Source organism: Mycobacterium sp. OAS707 (assembly GCF_014873705.1).
GTDB lineage: Bacteria > Actinomycetota > Actinomycetes > Mycobacteriales > Mycobacteriaceae > Mycobacterium.
The window spans coordinates 430,841-447,738 of the sequence record NZ_JADBDS010000001.1; the positions used below are offsets into that span (position 1 = coordinate 430,841).

Annotated in this window: 18 protein-coding genes; 4 read left to right on the plus strand and 14 right to left on the minus strand. The window is 65.7% G+C overall.

Annotation, left to right across the window (positions count from 1 at the left end; translation table 11 throughout):
• Nucleotides 1-26: 26 nt before the first annotated feature.
• Entirely contained in the window at nt 27-674 is a 648-nt protein-coding gene (locus tag GGC64_RS02055) for a hypothetical protein (protein ID WP_192720789.1), read from the minus strand.
• Nucleotides 675-866: 192 nt separating this feature from the next.
• Here GGC64_RS02055 and car point away from each other — a divergent pair, with 192 nt between their 5' ends.
• Nucleotides 867-4,376 carry a carboxylic acid reductase gene (gene car, locus GGC64_RS02060; RefSeq protein WP_192720790.1) on the plus strand — a complete coding sequence of 1,170 codons (3,510 nt, stop codon included), beginning with the start codon at nt 867-869 and terminating at the stop codon, nt 4,374-4,376.
• Nucleotides 4,377-4,448: 72 nt separating this feature from the next.
• Here car and GGC64_RS02065 read toward each other — a convergent pair whose 3' ends face one another.
• The 6 genes from GGC64_RS02065 to GGC64_RS02090 form a co-directional block, all read right to left on the minus strand.
• Nucleotides 4,449-4,835: a DUF1304 domain-containing protein gene (locus GGC64_RS02065; protein ID WP_192720791.1), complete on the minus strand. Its 387-nt coding sequence runs from the start codon at nt 4,833-4,835 to the stop codon at nt 4,449-4,451.
• Between the two features lie 9 nt (nt 4,836-4,844).
• Complete coding sequence (gene ruvB / locus GGC64_RS02070; RefSeq protein WP_192720792.1) at nt 4,845-5,912, minus strand: Holliday junction branch migration DNA helicase RuvB; 1,068 nt, start codon at nt 5,910-5,912, stop codon at nt 4,845-4,847.
• Nucleotides 5,912-6,499: a Holliday junction branch migration protein RuvA gene (ruvA, locus tag GGC64_RS02075; protein ID WP_192720793.1), complete on the minus strand. Its 588-nt coding sequence runs from the start codon at nt 6,497-6,499 to the stop codon at nt 5,912-5,914. The genes ruvB and ruvA overlap by 1 nt, the downstream gene beginning before the upstream one ends.
• The gene (gene ruvC, locus GGC64_RS02080) at nt 6,496-7,071 is read right to left on the minus strand and encodes a crossover junction endodeoxyribonuclease RuvC (RefSeq protein WP_192720794.1); all 576 of its coding nucleotides are present in this window, start codon (nt 7,069-7,071) and stop codon (nt 6,496-6,498) included. Before ruvC ends, ruvA begins: the two co-directional genes overlap by 4 nt.
• Before the next feature lie 69 nt (nt 7,072-7,140).
• Nucleotides 7,141-7,446, minus strand: coding sequence for a hypothetical protein (locus tag GGC64_RS02085; RefSeq protein ID WP_192720795.1), 306 nt, complete (start codon nt 7,444-7,446; stop codon nt 7,141-7,143).
• Nucleotides 7,437-8,033, minus strand: coding sequence for a TetR/AcrR family transcriptional regulator (locus GGC64_RS02090; protein WP_192720796.1), 597 nt, complete (start codon nt 8,031-8,033; stop codon nt 7,437-7,439). Before GGC64_RS02090 ends, GGC64_RS02085 begins: the two co-directional genes overlap by 10 nt.
• 67 nt (nt 8,034-8,100) lie before the next feature.
• On the opposite strand from GGC64_RS02090, the gene GGC64_RS02095 reads away from it, so the two are divergent.
• The 3 genes from GGC64_RS02095 to GGC64_RS02105 are packed head-to-tail and all read left to right on the plus strand — an operon-like array spanning nt 8,101 to nt 12,064.
• Entirely contained in the window at nt 8,101-8,937 is an 837-nt protein-coding gene (locus tag GGC64_RS02095; RefSeq protein ID WP_192720797.1) for an alpha/beta fold hydrolase, read from the plus strand.
• 12 nt (nt 8,938-8,949) lie between these two features.
• Nucleotides 8,950-10,917, plus strand: a complete 1,968-nt coding sequence (locus GGC64_RS02100) for a molybdopterin-dependent oxidoreductase (protein WP_192720798.1) — start codon at nt 8,950-8,952, stop codon at nt 10,915-10,917.
• Nucleotides 10,918-10,972: 55 nt separating this feature from the next.
• Entirely contained in the window at nt 10,973-12,064 is a 1,092-nt protein-coding gene (locus GGC64_RS02105; protein ID WP_192720799.1) for a methyltransferase, read from the plus strand.
• Between the two features lies 1 nt (nt 12,065).
• Here the strand turns inward: GGC64_RS02105 and GGC64_RS02110 are convergent, their stop codons facing one another.
• The 7 genes from GGC64_RS02110 to pdxS all read right to left on the minus strand — a co-directional run bounded on the left by GGC64_RS02110 (nt 12,066) and on the right by pdxS (nt 16,893).
• Nucleotides 12,066-12,494: an ester cyclase gene (locus tag GGC64_RS02110; RefSeq protein ID WP_192720800.1), complete on the minus strand. Its 429-nt coding sequence runs from the start codon at nt 12,492-12,494 to the stop codon at nt 12,066-12,068.
• Nucleotides 12,495-12,505: 11 nt separating this feature from the next.
• On the minus strand, nt 12,506-13,261 hold the full coding sequence (locus GGC64_RS02115; protein ID WP_192720801.1) for a YebC/PmpR family DNA-binding transcriptional regulator: 756 nt from the start codon (nt 13,259-13,261) through the stop codon (nt 12,506-12,508).
• A 65-nt stretch (nt 13,262-13,326) separates the two neighbouring features.
• A complete protein-coding gene (locus GGC64_RS02120; protein WP_192720802.1) occupies nt 13,327-13,761 on the minus strand; it encodes a hypothetical protein in 435 nt (144 codons plus the stop codon).
• Nucleotides 13,762-13,826: 65 nt separating this feature from the next.
• Nucleotides 13,827-14,501 carry an SDR family oxidoreductase gene (locus GGC64_RS02125; protein ID WP_192720803.1) on the minus strand — a complete coding sequence of 225 codons (675 nt, stop codon included), beginning with the start codon at nt 14,499-14,501 and terminating at the stop codon, nt 13,827-13,829.
• A 43-nt stretch (nt 14,502-14,544) separates the two neighbouring features.
• Nucleotides 14,545-15,129 carry a pyridoxal 5'-phosphate synthase glutaminase subunit PdxT gene (gene pdxT, locus GGC64_RS02130; protein WP_192720804.1) on the minus strand — a complete coding sequence of 195 codons (585 nt, stop codon included), beginning with the start codon at nt 15,127-15,129 and terminating at the stop codon, nt 14,545-14,547.
• Nucleotides 15,126-15,965 (minus strand): acyl-CoA thioesterase II, encoded by an 840-nt coding sequence (gene tesB, locus GGC64_RS02135; protein WP_192720805.1) that lies wholly within the window; start codon nt 15,963-15,965, stop codon nt 15,126-15,128. The genes pdxT and tesB overlap by 4 nt, the downstream gene beginning before the upstream one ends.
• A 10-nt stretch (nt 15,966-15,975) precedes the next feature.
• Complete coding sequence (pdxS, locus tag GGC64_RS02140; protein WP_192720806.1) at nt 15,976-16,893, minus strand: pyridoxal 5'-phosphate synthase lyase subunit PdxS; 918 nt, start codon at nt 16,891-16,893, stop codon at nt 15,976-15,978.
• Between the last annotated feature and the right edge of the window lie 5 nt (nt 16,894-16,898).

The following is a 16,898-nucleotide window of genomic DNA, read 5'->3' on the forward strand; positions in this document are numbered from 1 at the left end:
CGACCGGGAATTCCGTTGTGGAGGGGCTAGCGGTGCGCCGGCCTATGGCCGCTGCCACCGGCGAACATGTCGCGCCAGCTGCGGCGCGGCCGGTCTGCCGTCGTCGTGCCGGTCGGTTGAATCTCCGTCACCTCTTCGGAAGGAGCCGGCTGCGGTGTCGCCGCTGCGGCGACGGGGCGTTGCGCGTAGGCGATGTCGCGCGCGCTGCGCACCGACAGCCGACCCAACGCGACAGCGCCGAAGAACACGATCAGCGCGCCCAGTCCATAGAAGTACGTCAGCTCAAGCCACACCCGCTTTGTTTCAGTGTCTGCTACCGGAGCACCGATATCACCGATGCCCAACGGGCCGGCCAGCGCGCGGCCAACGACGAACCATGCGCCGGCGAGAACCGTCAGCCAGCCGCCGAACATCGCGGTCGCGCGGTTGCGCGACATCAGTAGCAGCAGTCCGCCGAGCGCCGTCGCGGCGCCGGGCAGCACCTCGAGCCAGCCTCGCGCCGTCGTCCAGAACCACTCCTGATCCGGCGTGAAGGCGAAGTCGAAATACGGTCCGACAAACGGGATCAGAGCGCCCCAAGCGCCCAACAAGATCAAAAGGAATCCGCTCATTGCGCCGCGGCTGCGGGGCATCTGCAGCCTGCCGCCGCGCGCGTCAACGCGTGTGTCAGTCATGGTTGCCTCCTCGGGTCGACGCTCGGGTACCCGCTGTGACGCCCACGTAACCGCGTGCCGCGCCGGTGACAGCCGTCACAGCGTTCACAGCGAACTGACAGCCAACAGCGGAATAAACTTAGCTTCGCTAACGTACTTTTGATTAGGCGCAACGTCGCGCCAACAATTCCTGCGATTTGCTGAGGACCTTTGATGTCGACTGTTACCCGTGAACAGCGGCTTGCGCGCCGCATCACCGATTTGTATGCCACTGACCAGCAGTTCGCCGACGCCCGACCTAGCGAGGCCGTCGCGCACGCGATCGAATCCTCCGAGCTGAGCCTGCCGCAGATCATCCAGACCGTCATCGACGGCTATGCCGACCGGCCCGCGTTGGGACAGCGCGCCGTCGAATTCGTCACCGACCCGACCACGGGCCGGACCTCCGCCGAACTGCTCCCCCGCTTCGACACAATCACCTACCGCGAGTTGTCGGACCGGGTGACCGCGGTCGCGACCGCATTGGCGCAGAACCCGATACAGCCCGGAGACCGCGTCGCGATCCTCGGGTTCACCAGCATCGACTACACCACTGTCGACATGGCGCTGCTACGCGCCGGCGCGGTTTCCGTTCCCCTTCAGACCAGCGCACCCGTCACACAGTTGCGGCCGATCGCCGCAGAGACCGAGCCGGTTGCCATCCTGTCGAGTGTCGATTTCCTCGACGACGCGGTCGAACTCATGCTGACCGGTCACCTTCCCGAGCGGCTCGTCGTGTTCGACTACCACCACGAGGTCGACGACCACCGCGACGCGCTGGCCGCCGCAACCGCGCGGCTCGCCGAAACCCCGGTTGTTGTAGAAACTTTGGCCGAGGTGCTGGCTCGCGGCAACGAACTGCCGGCTTCCCCTGCCTTCGACGCAGGCGACGACAACCTGGCGCTGCTCATCTATACGTCGGGCAGCACGGGCGCGCCGAAGGGCGCGATGTACCTGGCCAAGGCGGTCAAGAACTCGTGGCGGCGCTCCAGCATGGCGATGTGGGGCAACGAAGGCGCCACGCCGTCGATCACGCTGAACTTCATGCCGATGAGCCACATGATGGGCCGCGGCATCCTGTACGCAACGCTCGGCGCTGGCGGCACCGCCTATTTCGTTGCCAGAAGTGATCTTTCGACGTTCTTCGAGGACTTGGCTCTGGTGCGCCCCACTCAGCTGAGCTTCGTGCCGCGGATCTGGGACATGGTGTTCAGTGAGTTCCAGAGCGAGGTCGACCGTCGATCCGCCGACGGTGCCGACCGATGGGCGGTGGAGGCCGACGTGCTCGCCGACCTTCGCCAGAATCTCCTTGGCGGACGGTTCATCTCGGCGATGACGGGCTCAGCTCCGATTTCGTCGGAAATGCGGACGTTCGTCGAGTCGCTGCTCGACATCCACTTGACCGACGGCTACGGCTCCACCGAGGCCGGCGCGGTGTTCGTAGACGGCCAGGTTCAACGCCCGCCCGTCATCGACTACAAACTGGTCGACGTCCCCGACCTCGGCTACTTCAGCACGGACCGCCCCTACCCGCGCGGTGAGCTGCTGGTGAAGTCCGAGACCATGTTCCCAGGTTATTACAAGCGGCCCGAGATCACCGCCGACGTGTTCGACGCCGACGGCTACTACCGCACCGGCGACGTCGTGGCCGAACTGGGACCAGACCAGCTCCAGTATCTCGATCGCCGCAACAACGTGCTGAAGCTGTCGCAGGGCGAGTTCGTCACCGTCGCCAAGCTGGAGGCGGTGTTCGTCGACAGCCCGCTGATCCGGCAGATCTTCGTGTACGGCAACAGCGCTCGCTCGTATCTGCTGGCGGTCATCGTCCCGACCCAGGAAGCACTTTCGCGGTGGCCGCAAGCCGAGCTGAAGCAGCGGATTACCGAATCGCTGCAAGATGTCGCGAAGTCCACGGGACTGCAGTCCTACGAGATCCCCCGTGACTTCCTCATCGAGACAACACCTTTCACGCTGGAGAACGGTCTGCTGACCGGTATCCGCAAGCTCGCGCGGCCGAAGCTCAAGGAGTTCTACGGCGATCGGCTCGAACAGCTCTACACCGACCTGGCCGACAGTCAGGCCAACGAGCTGCGGGAGTTGCGCCAGCACGGCGCCGATCGGCCGGTGCTCGAGACCATCAGCCGCGCCGCGGGTGCGCTGCTGGGTGCAACGGCAAGCGAACTGCAGCCCGATGCCCATTTCACCGATCTGGGCGGAGATTCGCTGTCCGCGTTGACCTTCGCCAACCTGCTGCATGAGATCTTCGAGATCGACGTGCCCGTCGGCGTCATCGTCAGCCCGGCCAGTGACCTCGCTGCGCTGGCGGCCTACATCGAGGGTGAGCGGCAGCCGGGCAGCAAGCGACCGACGTTCGCGTCGGTGCACGGCCGCGACGCTACCGAGGTGCACGCCAGTGATCTGACGTTGGACAAGTTCATCGACGCGAAGACCCTTGCGGCGGCTCCGTCGCTACCGGGTCCGAGTTCAGAGGTGCGCACCGTGCTTTTGACGGGCGCGACCGGCTTCCTCGGCCGCTATCTGGCTTTGGAATGGCTCGAGCGGATGGACATGGTCGACGGCAAGGTCATCGCGTTGGTGCGTGCGAAGGATGACGCCACCGCCCGCGAACGCCTTGACAAGACATTCGACAGCGGTGACCCCGAATTGCTGCGTCACTACAGCGAATTGGCGGCCGACCATCTCGAGGTCATCGCCGGTGACAAGGGCGAGGCCAACCTCGGGTTGGATCAGCAGACCTGGCAGCGACTGGCCGACACAGTCGACCTGATCGTCGACCCGGCGGCGTTGGTCAACCATGTGCTGCCCTACAGCCAGCTGTTCGGACCGAATGCGCTGGGCACCGCGGAGCTGATCCGGATCGCGCTGACCACCAAGCAGAAGCCGTTCGTCTATGTATCGACGATCGCGGTGGGCGCGGGCGTCGAGGCCGGCCAGTTCACCGAAGACGGCGACGTTCGCGTCTACAGCGCGACCCGCAAGGTCGACGACACCTACGCCAACGGGTACGGCAACAGCAAGTGGGCCGGCGAGGTGCTGCTGCGCGAGGCGCACGACCTGTGCGGCCTGCCGGTCTCGGTGTTCCGCTGCGACATGATCCTCGCCGACACCACGTATGCCGGTCAGCTCAACCTGCCCGACATGTTCACCCGGCTGATGCTCAGCCTGGTCGCCACGGGGATCGCGCCCGACTCGTTCTACGAACTCGACGCCGAAGGCAATCGGCAGCGGGCCCACTATGACGGGCTGCCAGTCGAATTCATCGCCGAGGCGATCTCCACGCTGGGCTCGCGGGTTGTTGACGGGTTCGAGACCTATCACGTGATGAACCCGTACGACGACGGCATCGGGCTCGACGAGTACGTCGACTGGCTGATCGAAGCCGGGTTCCCGGTCGAGCGTGTCGGTGACTACGCCGGCTGGCTGCAGCGCTTCGACACCGCGGTCCGTGCGCTACCCGAGCGGCAGCGGCAGGCCTCCCTGCTTCCGCTGCTGCACAACTACCAGCGGCCGGAGACCCCGATTCGCGGGTCGATCGCTCCGACCAACCGGTTCCGCGCGGCAGTGCAGGACGCCAAAATCGGTCCGGACAAAGACATTCCGCACGTGACGCGGGATGTCATCGTCAAGTACATCACCGATCTGCAGTTGCTCGGCCTGCTGTAGAGCAGTCGGGTGTGCGGTTCCATACGCGACACGCCGTGGTGAGCGTATGGGACCGCACACTCGCGCGGGCAGCTAGACCAACAACCCGATCACCAGAAGCACGACGGCAATAAGCGGAAAGACTCCTTGCGTAACGGCCGCGCGTGCCTTATCCGGTGATGACGTCAACAGCACCACCGCTGCGGCGAGCATCGACCCGACACCCGCGAACACCAAAGCCGCTCCCACCGGTTGGTGGCCGGCGATCACGCCAATCACCCCCACCGCGGTGACGATCGCCAGGAACAGGTTGTAGAAACCCTGATTGAAGGCGAGTTCCTTGGTGGCCACCGCCTCTTCCTCGGTGATGCCGAACGTCGCGCGGGTGCGCGCCGACGTCCAGGTCAGCGATTCCATCACCCAGATGTAGACATGAAGCAAGGCCGCGAGACCCGCGAAAATCAAACCGGCGTAGATCATTTGGCCCTCCTAGTCGAACAATCCGGACTGACCGAGGGTGTTGACCCCGCTCGGCGGCGTCATCCCCAGATGTGTCCAGGCCTGCCGGGTGGCGACGCGTCCACGCGGGGTGCGGGCGATCATCCCGGCGCGCACCAGGAACGGCTCACACACCTCCTCGACGGTGGTCGCTTCCTCCCCGACCGCGACGGCCAGCGTCGACACCCCGACGGGCCCGCCGCCGAAACTGCGTGTCAGCGCGGACAATACGGCGCGGTCCAGCCGGTCCAGGCCGAGTTCGTCGACGTCGTAGACCTCCAGCGCCATCTTCGCGATGTCGCGGGTGATCACCCCGTCGGCACGCACCTCGGCGTAGTCGCGAACGCGCCGCAGCAGCCGGTTGGCGATTCGAGGCGTACCCCGCGACCGGCGGGCGATCTCGGCGCCCGCTTCGGGGCCGACTTCGATGCCAAGGATGCCTGCCGAGCGAGACAGGACCCGCTCCAGTTCGGCCGGCTCGTAGAAGTCCATGTGCGCGGTGAACCCGAACCGGTCGCGCAGCGGTCCGGTCAGCGCACCGGACCGAGTGGTGGCCCCGACCAACGTGAACGGCGCAACTTCGAGCGGAATCGACGTTGCGCCAGGGCCTTTCCCAACCACCACGTCGACGCGAAAGTCCTCCATCGCCAGATACAGCATCTCCTCGGCGGGCCGGGCGATGCGGTGGATCTCGTCGATGAACAGCACGTCGTGCTCGACCAGATTGGACAGCATCGCGGCCAGGTCACCGGCGCGCTCCAACGCCGGACCCGAAGTGACCCGCAGCGACGAACCGAGTTCGGCGGCGATGATCATCGCCAGCGAGGTCTTGCCGAGCCCCGGCGGTCCGGACAGCAGGATGTGATCCGGTGTCCCGCCACGGTTTTTGGCGCCCTCGATGACGAGTTGCAACTGCTCACGAACCCGCGGTTGCCCGATGAACTCTCCCAGCGACCGCGGCCGCAGGCTGGCGTCGATGTCACCCTCGCCGACAGTCAACGCGGCCGAGACCTCCCGCTCGGAAGTGTCTTCGGGGTCGTCGTCCTCGAATCGACCCATTACTTCTTACCCAGCATCGACAGCGCCAACCGCAGCGCGCTGGACGTGGTTGCCTCGGGTTCGTTGGCGAGCACCTTGTCGGTGGCCTCCTCCGCCTGCTTGAGCGCAAAGCCAAGTCCGACAAGCGCTTCCACGACCGGGCCGCGCACCGAGTGACCGTTCAGGGCGATGGCGCCCGATGCGTGCACCGAGCCGATCTTGTCGCGCAGTTCGAGCACCATGCGCTCGGCGCCGCGCTTGCCGATGCCGGGCACGCGGGTCAGCGCGGTGACGTCGCCGTCGGCAAGGGCCTGCCGCAGCGATGGTGCGTCGTACACGGCGAGCGTGGCCAACGCGATCTTCGGGCCCACCCCGGACACCCCGAGCAGCGTCAGGAACAGGTCACGCGCATCGGCATCGGCGAAGCCGTACAGCGTCTGCGAGTCCTCGCGCACGATCATTGCGGTGATCAGCCTGGCCTCGCTGCCGCGATGCAGTGTCGCGAGGGTGGTCGGCGTCGCCATCACCTTGTAGCCGACCCCGCACGCTTCGATGACGACGTGGTCGAGTGCGATATCGAGGACTTCGCCGCGAACGGATGCGATCATCGTGCCGCCTTTGCCTTTGCCTGCGTAGCTTTCAATGTCGCCTTGTACTTGCGCTGCTGCTCGGCGGCCAACGCGTGCGCCGCGGCCATCCTGGCAATCATCGGTGCGCGCCAGCAGTGGCAGATCGCCAGCGCCAGCGCATCGGCAGCGTCGGCTGGCGTCGGTTTCGCCTGCAGCGCAAGGATTTTCGTGACCATTGCGGTGACCTGCGCCTTGTCCGCGTTACCGTTGCCGGTGACCGCGGCCTTGACCTCGCTCGGCGTGTGGAAGTACACGTCGATGCCGCGTTTGGCGGCCGCCAGCGCGATCACACCCCCGGCCTGCGCGGTGCCCATCACCGTCGAGACGTTCTGCTGGCTGAAGACCCGCTCGATCGCGATGACGTCAGGGCGATGGGTGTCCATCCAGTACTCGACCGCGTTGCTGATGGCGAGCAGCCGCAGCTGCAACGGGTCCTCGGAGGGAGTCCGGACCACGTCGACGTCCAACGCAGTGACCTGGCGGCCCTGACCACCCTCGATGACGGACAGGCCGCAGCGGGTCAACCCTGGGTCGACCCCCATCACCCGCACGTCAGGCCTCCTGTGAACATCTGTTCGACAGTAGCGCGATTCGCCGACGGAAATCCGCAGGGACACGCCTCAGATCGAGTAGCTGCCGGAGCGGTCGCCGCCGGCGATCTGCGTCGCGATCTCGTTGACGCGCGCCTTTGCCCTGCCCCCACCGCGCACCAGCTCGCGTCCCACTTCGTGACCGTCGCGCTCGACCACGACGACCCAGCGCGCACCGAGGAATTTCGTCACCAACCAGAACGGCCACAGCACCACGAACACCAGCCCGATCACGATCTCGAACAGGTCGGTGAAATCCAACAAATCGCCGGGAAACGGCCACCAATCGCGGCGCACCGACCAGGCCCTGCCGTGCGGGTCGAGGACTACTGCCATGCGGACATCTTGGCGGCCAACCCGACACCGCGATACTGCGGGGCCATGGTGCGACCCGCGGCCAACAGCGGCTCGGTGCTGCGAAGCGTGCGGGCCAAGACGAAGGCACCTTCCAACCCGCCGATCAGAGCGAGCGTCACGTCGCGGGCCTGCGCTGCGTCCAGCCCCCTCGAGGCGAAATATGCGCCGCCCCCGTCCACCCAGCCCTGGAACACGGTCGCAGAGGTTTGGCGGAGTTCCTCCACAGTGTCGGCAATTTCCGCGGCGACGCTGGCGACTGGACACATGTTCGCGAATCCGGTGCCTGCCATGTCCTCGGCCGCCTGGGTGAACACGGCGTCGATCGCGTCGCCGAGGTCGGTGTGGGCGTCGACGATCGACGGGATGAGCAGCGCGTAGGCGTGGCCTGCGTTGATCAGCGCCTCGCGCGCGATCTGCACCTTGCCGCCGCGGAAGTGGTGATACAGGGAGCCGATCGGAGCGCCGGATGCCTGAGCGATGTCTTTCATGCCCACAGCGCCGTAGCCCTTGTGCCGCATCAGCTCGGCAGCGGCGGTCAGGATCGATTCTCGAGTGGACCTTGCCATCTGCGCCTCCTGACGACAGACTAGAGCATACGTTCTAGAACCGACGTTCTACCGCCGAAAGGTCGTCATGAAAGCCGTCGATGTCACCGCCGGGACCATCGAATACCGCGAGGAAGGCGACCCGGGTGGACCACCTGTCGTTCTGCTCCATGGCCTGCTGATGAACGACGCGCAGTGGAACCTGGCGCTGCCCCTGCTGCCCGCCGGCTTCCGCTATCTGCTGCCGGTTCTGCCGATGGGCGGGCACCGCATCCCGATGCGCGCGCAGGCGGATTTGACGCTGCCCGGCATGGTCGAAATCGTCGCCGACTTCCTCGACGCACTCGATCTCGCCGACGTCACGCTGGTGGTCAGCGACTGGGGCGGGCCGCTTTTTCTGACCGATGCCGGCCGCGACAAACGTATTGCGCGGCTGGTGATCTGTCCGTCCGAAGCGTTCGACAACTTCCCGCCAGGGTTGCCCGGCAAGGTGGCGTGGTTGGCCAGTCGAAACACGCTGACGGTGTCGCTGGCCATGCGGCAGCTCAAGGTCGGCTGGTTGCGGAGACAGTGGCTGATATTCGGCCAGATGGCGAAAAAGCCTGTCCCCCAAGACATTGTCGACCACTGGATGGCGGCGGGATTGGCCGACCGGCGGATCCGGCACGATCTCGTCAAGTATTGCCGCACCAGGTTCGACAAGACCGATCTGATCCGGGCCACCAACCGGCTGGCCGACTTCGACGGCGACGTGCTCGTACTGTGGAGTCGCAACCCGGTGATGCCGGATGAGCATGCGACGCGGCTGGTCGAACTGACCGGGGGGACGCTGCGCTACATCGACGACGCGAACGTGTTGATCATGCTCGACCAGCCGCAGCAGACGGCGCAGGAAATTGGGGCCTTCCTCACCGCCTGCGAGTAACGTTCTGCGATCGTGAGAACGGTCCGCAGTTTCTGTCGGGTGTGCACGTCGGTGTGCGGCATCCTCGTCGACCTCGATGGCGACCGCGTGGTCGCGGTGCACGGCGACCGCGACAACCCGTTCTCGCAGGGCTATACCTGCCCGAAGGGCCGTGCGCTGCCGAAGATTCACCATCATCCTGACCGGCTGGAACGACCCCAGATGCGGATCGATGGCACGCTGCAGGACACCACATGGGAAGCGTGCCTCGACGACATCGGCACCAAGCTGAGCGACACCATCGAGAGGTACGGACCCGAATCCGTCGGGATCAACTTCGGCACCGGCGTGGGCATGGACGCGGTCGGCTACCGCGTCGCGCAGCAGTTGCACGCCGCGATCGGCACACCGGCGAAGTTCAGCCCGTTGACCATCGACGGCACCGCCAAGGTGTTGATGGCCGACCTGATGGGCGGCACACCGGCGCTTGCCGCGCGGCCCGACTACGACAACGCCACGTTCGCGATGTTCATCGGCAGCAATCCCGTTGTCTCCCACGGGCATAGCGTCGGAATGCCGAATCCTCGCGGCGTCATCCGCGACCTCGCCAAGCAGGCCGAGGTGTGGGTCGTCGACCCCCGCTACACCGAGACCGCGCGGCTTGCGACCCACCACCTCGCGCCGCGGCCCGGCACCGACTACGCGGTGCTCGCATATCTGGTGCGCGAAGTGCTGCGCGACGGCGTCAGGGCGCCGGCCCAGGACGTCGACGCGTTGGCAGCCGCGGTTGAACCGTTCACCGTGCACCACGCGGCCGCAATCGCCGACGTGCCGGCAGCCGACCTCGAGCGCCTGCTGAGCTCGATACGGAAAGCGGGCCGCATTGCGGTCGACACGGGTACGGGTGTCACGATGTCGCCGAGTGCGAATGTGACGCAATGGCTTTCGTGGGCGCTGTTGATCATCACCGATTCGATGAACCGCCCCGGCGGCATCTGGTTCCATCCGGGCTTCGGCTACCAACTGGAGAGTTTCGAACTGCCGGTCACGCCGCCGGAAGGACGTTTCGGTCCAGGACCGCGCAGCCGTCCCGAGACGCAGGCGTTTCTGCGGGAGTGGCCGTGTGCCACGCTGCCCGACGAGATCGATGCGGGCAACATCCGCGCATTTCTGAACCTCGGTGGCAGCATGCTCACGGCGTTCCCCAATGCCTGCTCGTTGCGCCCTGCGCTGGAAAAGCTCGACGTGCTGGTGACTACCGAGATCCTGCCGAACGAGACGACGGCGTTGTCGACGCATGTGCTTCCGACCAAAGGTCAGCTCGAGCGGCCCGACGTGACGCTGTGGGACTTCCTGTGCCCGCGCGTTTCCGCGCAGCACACCGATGCGCTGGTAGCCCCTGTGGCAGAACGACGTTCGATGTGGTGGGTGCTGGCGGAAATCGGCCGGCGCCTCGGCCACGAGCTCGCCGATCCCAACGCCAGCGACGAGGCGATGCTGGCGCAGCTGAGCTCGAGCGGACGCGCGCCGTACGACGAATTGGTCGCCAACGGATGGGCCGAGGCCGACCGCGAACTGCCCGCACCGTGGGTGGATCGGCACGTCGACCGGCTCGGCGGTTGGCGGATGGCGCCCCGCGTGCTCGTCGACCAGCTGAATGCGCTGCGCGAGCCCGCGCCGCTGGTGCTCGTGCCGCGCCGCCAACTGCGTCGGCTGAACGCTCAGCTGGAGTTCCTCGGCGAGACCGCCGAGATCGTCGTGCACCCCGACGATGCTGCAGCGGCGGGGATTTCAGACGATCAGAAGCTGACCGTGCGCAGCGAGCACGGCGAGCTCACCGGGGTCGCGCGGGTGGACGCTTCTGTTCGGCGCGGTGCGGTTTCGGTCCCGCACGGCCATGTCGGGGCGAACGTCAACCTGCTCACCAGCAAGGACGACATCGATCTGGTCACCGGGATGACGCGCTACTCCGGCGTGCCGGTCAGCCTGCACCCGGCGTGATTCGAGTACCGAACTACTCGCTGCGGCGGCTCTTCATCGGCTGATACTCGGCCATGTGGGTATTTCACTGAAGGTTCCGCCTGTCCCGTTGGTCCGCGCAGTCGAGCGGACTCGTCATCACCTGTTGCGAATTCACCAATCCCTGGTGCCGCCGCCCGCCGCGATGGTCGAGCTGATCATGGCGACCTGGCTGTCCCAAGCGATCGCGGTGGCTGCCGAACTGGGCATTGCGGATGTCCTCGCAGAGAAGCCGATGGATATCGACGACCTGGCGCGCAAGGTTGATGCGAACCCGGACGCCCTGGCCCGGATGCTGCGCGCCTTGATCGGCCGAGGCATCTTCCGTCAGCGTCGCGACGGCCGCTACGACCTGACCCCGCTGGCGAAGACGCTGCAGTCGGACACTCCGGATTCGATGGCGGCCTTCGCCCGATTCGTCGGCTCGCCGGAGGACCGTGAGCACTGGAGCCACTGCATCGAAGCCATCAGGACCGGTGAGTCCGTTGTCCCGAAGCTGCGGGGAATGCCCGCGTTCGACTGGGCCATGAGCGATCCGGAATTGAGCGAAGTCTTCAACCAGGCGATGACCAACTTCACCGAGTTGGCCCTGACGGCGGTGCTCGCCGCCTACGACTTCGCCGAGCACCGGACCATCGTCGATGTGGCCGGCGGGCACGGACGTCTGCTCGCCGGCATGTTGTCGGCAGCACCGACCGCGCAAGGCATCCTGTTCGACCTTCCGCATGTCGTCGCAGGCGCCGAACCGCTGCTGCGCAAGCAGCGAGTCAGTGACCGCGTCAGCATCGTCGGCGGGTCCTTCTTCGAGGCCGTTCCCGAGGGCGGTGACCTGTACGTGCTGAAGAACATCATTCACGACTGGTCGGATGAGAAAGCCAAGCAGATCCTCGAGACCGTGCGGGCCGCTGCGCCCCTGGACTCGAAATTGCTGTTGGTCGAATCCCTGATACCCCAACACGACCGCGAATTTGCCACGAAATGGCTGGATTTGGAGATGCTGGTGGGCAATTCGGGGCGCGAACGCACCGCAGACGAGTACCGAGAATTGTTGCGAGACGCGGGGTTCGAGATGACCCGGGCGGTCCCAACCGCATCGCCGTTCAGTCTGGTCGAAGCCAGGGCGACCTGAGCTAGACGACGCCGATCTGTTTCATCTGCGCGTAGACGTCGACGACGCCCCAGGTCTCGACGACGCGGCCGTCGGCGATGCGAAACATGAACATCTCGTTGTAGGTGACAGTGTTTCCGGTCGGCGCGACACCCATGAATTCACCTCGGTGCGTGCCGGTCACCGTCGTCCTGCCGACGACCTTGTCGCCCTCGCCGATCAAGTCCTCGACGGTGAGGTGGATGTCCGGATAGATGCGCAGCAGCATCGACCAGATCTGCTTGAGCGCCGCGGCCCCGGTCGTGTCTATCGGCAACGGCGTGCGGATCACCGCATCCGGCGCGACGACTTCGTCGATCGTCCTTGCGAGGAAGTCGAAGTCACCAGTGTTGGCTGCCTCATGAAAGCGCCTGAACAGCGCCTTGTTCGCGGCCACCTCGGCTGTCGACATGCTGGTCCGGGCTACTCCTCGTCGAGAGCGGCGGCGACGTCGTCGGGAATGTCGACGTTGGTGTAGACGTCCTGCACGTCGTCGAGATCCTCGAGCGCATCGATCAGCTTGACCACCTTGCGGGCACCTTCCAGGTCCACCGGCACGCTGACCGACGGCTGGAAGCTGGCCTCCGCCGACTCGTAGTCGATGCCCGCATCCTGCAACGCGGTCCGAACGGCAACGAGATCACTTGGCTCGCAAATGATTTCGAAGCTGTCGTCGAGATCGTTGACTTCTTCTGCCCCTGCTTCGAGCACTGCGGTCAGCACGTCGTCCTCGGTCAGGCCGTCCTTGGCCAGCGTCACCAGACCCTTGCGGGAGAACAGGTAGGACACGGATCCGGGGTCGGCCATGTTGCCGCCGTTGCGGGTGACCGCGACGCGCACCTCGCCTGCCGCGCGGTTGCGGTTGTCGGTCAGGCACTCGATCAGCACTGCGACGCCATTGGGGCCGTAGCCCTCATAAGTGATGCTCTGGTAGTCGGCGCCGCCGGCTTCCTCACCCGCGCCACGCTTGCGGGCCCGCTCGATGTTGTCGTTGGGCACCGAGTTCTTCTTGGCCTTCTGGATGGCGTCGTACAGCGTGGGGTTGCCGCCGGGATCGCCGCCACCGACGCGCGCCGCCACCTCGATGTTCTTGATCAATCGGGCGAAGTTCTTGCCGCGACGGGCGTCGATCACAGCCTTCTTGTGCTTGGTGGTGGCCCACTTGGAATGGCCGCTCATGCAGGTACTGCTCTCTTTCTAACGATGCAAAGTCCAATCAACGAGTCTACGTGGAGGTTTATGCCTCACCGAACCGCGGCGGTTGGCGCCAGCGCCACCACCCGGTAGCCGATGCCCGCAGGCCAGCCGAGGTGGCCGCTGACGTGCACCTGAATCCAGGTCGGTGCCCCCGACGGGTCGTCGGTGAACGTGGCCGCGGCGTGAACGATCGCGGCCCTTTCGCCGGACGCCTGCAAGACCGCCGAGGTCGAAAGCGTCGCATCGCCGAGTTCGGCCCGGTCATAACGAAGGCTGTCGGGCAGGAAGAACAACGTCTGGAAGTTCGGCATCCGGACACCCCGCGGCGCGTGGGGAGCCCGCTGCAGCGTCAACCCGGACACGATCGGCTTGCCGTCGAACCACACCGTGCCGATGTATTCGGTCCTACGGGCCTCGCCGCCGGCGGGCAGGCGCACCAGCGTGTCGATACGCGGCTGCGGCTCGACCTCGATGATCGTCATGGGCCTACTTTGCGCGATTTGTGCACGTCTTGACGCGTTGAGCGCCGAAAACCGTGCCCAAGTCGCTAGGACCCGGACAGTTGCGCCTTCACGCCGCGCGTCAGGTCGTCGGCGAGGATCTCCGGCTCGCCTGCGAACAGGCCGTCCAGCGCCTGCTTTGCGACCGCAGAGGGGTCGACCTTCCGATCGTCAGGAGCGTGCGCGGCCATGTCGGTGTCCATGTATCCGACGTGCAGGGAAGCCACATGGACACCGCGGGGCGCGAGTTCCTGCCGCAGTGCATCAGTCATCGCCCAGCCCGCCGCCTTGGCCGCGGAGTACGCACCCAATTCGGGCGCATGGAACCACGACAACACCGAGAGCACGTTGAGGATCGAGCCGCCGCCGTTGCTTTCGATGATCGGAGCGAACGCCCTGGTCACGGCGAGGGTACCGAAGTAGTGAGTCTCCATCTCCAGCCGCACATCATCCAGCGACCCCGTCAGCAGTGATGCGCCGGTCGAGACGCCTGCATTGTTGATCAACACATTGACGTCGCCGGCCACTTCAGCGGCGCGGGCGACGGATTCTGGATCGGTGATGTCGAGTTGCACGGGAATCACACCCGGCACGTCGATCGTCTCGGGCCGACGGGCGGCGGCATATACCTTGGCGCCGCGCTCGACGAGCTGCTCAGCGAACCGCTTGCCCAATCCGCGGTTCGCTCCGGTTACTAGTGCGGTGATCTGTTCGGTAGTCATGCTGTATCCAAGCCGCGTTTCGTACCGATTATTCCATAACTCGCTAGAGCATATCGACGAACAGCTTGTGAATGCGACGGTCGCCCGTCATCTCCGGATGAAACGCCGTCGCGAGCATGCGACCCTGCCGCACCGCGACGATGTGATCCGCGGCCCGCCCCAGCACCTGCACGTCGGGGCCGACGCGTTCCACCCACGGCGCACGGATGAACACCGCATGCACGCGGTCGTCCAGCCCCTCGAACGGAAAGTCGCCCTCGAACGAGTCGACTTGGCGGCCAAAAGCGTTGCGCCGCACCGTCATATCGATGGCCTTGAGCGGGACGGCCTCGCGACCCTCGGCACCGGCGTCCAGAATCTCGGTCGCCAGCAGAATCATCCCGGCACAGGAGCCGTAGGCGGGCATGCCTTCGGCCAGCCGCGTCCGCAGTGGCTCGAGCAGTTCGAACTCGCGCAACAGGTGGCTCATCGTGGTGGATTCCCCGCCGGGGATCACCAGCGCGTCGACGGATTCGAGCTCTCCGAGACGACGCACCGTCGTCGCATCGGCACCCGCCTCACGCAACGCCGCCAGGTGTTCACGGGTGTCGCCCTGCAGAGCGAGCACACCAACGCGGGGCGCGCTCATGGCGTGTAGTCACGCTTGTAACGGGTCAGACCCTCCTGCATCACCGCCGCCACCATCTCACCGGTCTGCGTGAAGATCTTGCCCTGGGTCAACGACCGGCCACCGGACGACGACGGCGACGACTGGTCGTAGAGCAGCCATTCGTCGGCGCGAAAGGGCCGCATGAACCACATGGCGTGGTCCAGTGACGCGACCATCAGATGCTTGCGTTCCTCGACGTGGTTCACCTGTGCGGAGCCCAGCAGCGTCAGGTCGCTCATGTACGCCAGTGCGCAGATGTGCAGCACGTAGTCGTCGGGCAGCGGGTCGCGGTGCCGGAACCACACCTGCTGCTGCGACGCTTTGCCCGGCAACAGCTTCATCTGATCTCGCGGCACGATGCGGACATCCCACTCGGCGAACTGGGCGAAGCCGGCGTCGTCGAATGCCCCGCCCTTGGATATGAAGCCGGGCAGATCATCTGGCGGCGGCGCGAACGGCATCGCGTCCTGGTGCTCGATACCGCTCTGGTCGGTCTGAAACGACGCCGACATCGAGAAGATGGTCTCGCCGTGCTGGATCGCGTTCACCCGCCGAGTGACGAACGAGCCGCCGTCACGCAGGCGCTCGACGAGAAAAACCGTCGGCGCCTTGGCATCTCCAGGCCGCAGGAAGTAACCGTGTAGCGAGTGCACCTGGAAGCGTTCGTCGACGGTGCGTACCGCGGATACCAGAGACTGTCCTGCCACGTGGCCACCGAAGGTCCGCTGAAAGTAGCCCGACTCCGGACTGAAGACACTTCCGCGGTAGATGTTTACCTCGAGCTGCTCGAGATTCAGGATCTCTTCGATCGCCATGCAGAGTTGTTTACCAGCCCCGTTCAGCAAGCCTATGCGGGGCTGGCACGTCCTCCACGTTGATGCCGACCATGGCCTCCCCCAGCCCGCGTGACACCTTGGCCAACACGTCGGGATCGTCGTAGAAAGTCGTTGCCTTCACAATGGCCGCGGCCCGCGCGGCGGGGTCCCCGGACTTGAAGATGCCCGAGCCGACGAACACGCCCTCGGCGCCCAACTGCATCATCATCGCCGCATCGGCGGGTGTGGCAATACCGCCGGCGGTGAACATCGTCACCGGCAGCTTGCCTGCCCGCGCCACTTCCACGACCAGTTCGTAGGGCGCCTGCAATTCCTTTGCCGCGACGTACAACTCGTCTTCGGCCAGCGATGTCAAGCGACGAATCTCGCCGCCGATCTTGCGCATGTGTGTGGTCGCGTTGGACACGTCACCCGTGCCGGCCTCGCCCTTGGAGCGGATCATCGCCGCGCCCTCGCTGATGCGACGCAGCGCCTCGCCCAGGTTGGTCGCACCGCACACGAACGGCACAGTGAACTTCCACTTGTCGATGTGGTTGGTGTAGTCGGCCGGGGTGAGCACCTCGGACTCGTCGACGTAATCCACGCCGAGGCTCTGCAGAATCTGCGCCTCCACGAAGTGCCCGATGCGGGCCTTGGCCATCACCGGGATCGTGACCGCGGAGATGATGCCCTCGATCATGTCGGGGTCGCTCATCCGCGACACCCCGCCCTGTGCACGGATGTCGGCGGGCACCCGCTCCAACGCCATCACGGCCACGGCACCCGCGCCCTCAGCGATGCGGGCCTGCTCGGGGGTGACGACGTCCATGATCACGCCGCCCTTGAGCATCTCGGCCATGCCGCGCTTGACCCGAGCCGTCCCGGTCTGGCTGTTGGCCGACCCGTTCGATCCAGCTGCGGTTTCCACTGCTA

What these genes read in the sequence shown, in the direction of transcription:
- GGC64_RS02055 (WP_192720789.1), bottom strand. Translation starts at nt 674, where the DNA reads ATGACTGACACACGCGTTGACGCGCGCGGCGGCAGGCTGCAGATGCCC.
- car (WP_192720790.1), top strand. Translation starts at nt 867, where the DNA reads ATGTCGACTGTTACCCGTGAACAGCGGCTTGCGCGCCGCATCACCGAT.
- GGC64_RS02065 (WP_192720791.1), bottom strand. Translation starts at nt 4,835, where the DNA reads ATGATCTACGCCGGTTTGATTTTCGCGGGTCTCGCGGCCTTGCTTCAT.
- ruvB (WP_192720792.1), bottom strand. Translation starts at nt 5,912, where the DNA reads ATGGGTCGATTCGAGGACGACGACCCCGAAGACACTTCCGAGCGGGAG.
- ruvA (WP_192720793.1), bottom strand. Translation starts at nt 6,499, where the DNA reads ATGATCGCATCCGTTCGCGGCGAAGTCCTCGATATCGCACTCGACCAC.
- GGC64_RS02085 (WP_192720795.1), bottom strand. Translation starts at nt 7,446, where the DNA reads ATGGCAGTAGTCCTCGACCCGCACGGCAGGGCCTGGTCGGTGCGCCGC.
- GGC64_RS02090 (WP_192720796.1), bottom strand. Translation starts at nt 8,033, where the DNA reads ATGGCAAGGTCCACTCGAGAATCGATCCTGACCGCCGCTGCCGAGCTG.
- GGC64_RS02095 (WP_192720797.1), top strand. Translation starts at nt 8,101, where the DNA reads ATGAAAGCCGTCGATGTCACCGCCGGGACCATCGAATACCGCGAGGAA.
- GGC64_RS02110 (WP_192720800.1), bottom strand. Translation starts at nt 12,494, where the DNA reads ATGTCGACAGCCGAGGTGGCCGCGAACAAGGCGCTGTTCAGGCGCTTT.
- GGC64_RS02115 (WP_192720801.1), bottom strand. Translation starts at nt 13,261, where the DNA reads ATGAGCGGCCATTCCAAGTGGGCCACCACCAAGCACAAGAAGGCTGTG.
- GGC64_RS02120 (WP_192720802.1), bottom strand. Translation starts at nt 13,761, where the DNA reads ATGACGATCATCGAGGTCGAGCCGCAGCCGCGTATCGACACGCTGGTG.
- GGC64_RS02125 (WP_192720803.1), bottom strand. Translation starts at nt 14,501, where the DNA reads ATGACTACCGAACAGATCACCGCACTAGTAACCGGAGCGAACCGCGGA.
- pdxT (WP_192720804.1), bottom strand. Translation starts at nt 15,129, where the DNA reads ATGAGCGCGCCCCGCGTTGGTGTGCTCGCTCTGCAGGGCGACACCCGT.
- tesB (WP_192720805.1), bottom strand. Translation starts at nt 15,965, where the DNA reads ATGGCGATCGAAGAGATCCTGAATCTCGAGCAGCTCGAGGTAAACATC.